Source organism: uncultured Algibacter sp., assembly GCF_947487605.1.
In the GTDB taxonomy this organism is placed as follows: Bacteria; Bacteroidota; Bacteroidia; order Flavobacteriales; family Flavobacteriaceae; genus Algibacter_D.
The window spans coordinates 1-989 of record NZ_CANKXK010000048.1 but is presented as its reverse complement, the minus strand read 5'-3'; the positions used below and the strand labels follow the sequence as shown (position 1 = coordinate 989).

Genomic DNA, 989 nt, shown 5'->3' with positions numbered 1-989 from the left:
ACCTGAGTTCGACGTAAGGATTTAGAAAAACAGAGCTAATTGATTTGTATTTTCTGTTTCAAATTTAATACTTGGTTTCTTTTCTTGAAACGAATAAGCGATAAGGCTAGCAACTAAATTTGTAATGAAATTACCAAAACTTCTATGTCTAGAATGTTCAGCCTGAGCTATATTTTTCAGTTGGTCATTTATAGTTTCTATAACTGAACGCTTTCTAAGTAATATTTTATCTCTCATAGTCATCATCACGTTTTTCATATTATTTCTAATACCAGTCACTAGATGCAATCCTTGATCGAATAACAGGGCTGATAATTGTTTAGATATGTAGCCTTTATCAGCATATAAACTACCGAATATTTTCTTCAAAAAGTTGTCTTGCTTTAAAGGTGTTCTGTCATCTACATTTGCCTGAGTGATAATAAAATCAAGTAGTTCTCCTTTGTCGTTTATGATAATATGAAGCTTAAATCCATAAAACCAACCCATAGTAGATTTACCCATAGTAGCAATATCTTTAAATACTTTATTTTGCGTTATTCGTTTTTTATTGCACGCTCGTATGGGTGTAGAATCGATAAAAGAAATACCTGTGCATTTCCCCAAACAACAAGTCTTCATATAGAGCGTTAATGGCAGTAAATTAGACTGCATTAATTCAACAAAACGATTGTAGGAAACCGTGTTTGGAAACTCGTCTTGGAGTTGTTTTTGAACATAGTTAATATAAAAGTGTTTAAAGGTTCTTATACCGCTTAAATGGAATAAAACAGTAATGGTTACTATCTCACTAGTAGACATTTTAAACTTACGTTTTCTAATCTTTTTTCCTGTAGAAAGTTGTCGCTTTACTAAAGCTGGTTCAAAAACAAGGCAAAAATCATCGATGGAACAAAATATTTGTGTAATTTTATCTTTAGAAATCATAAGCAGAATGTTTTTTAAAATATTGAATTTCAACACTTTAATATACTAAATATTCTGCTTTT

Annotated in this window: 1 protein-coding gene; it reads right to left on the bottom strand. The window is 30.4% G+C overall.

Annotated features, from left to right (window positions below; genetic code table 11):
* Positions 1–21 precede the first annotated feature (21 nt).
* A complete protein-coding gene (locus Q0739_RS14865; RefSeq protein ID WP_298239524.1) occupies positions 22–927 on the bottom strand; it encodes an IS982 family transposase in 906 nt (301 codons plus the stop codon).
* Between the last annotated feature and the right edge of the window lie 62 nt (positions 928–989).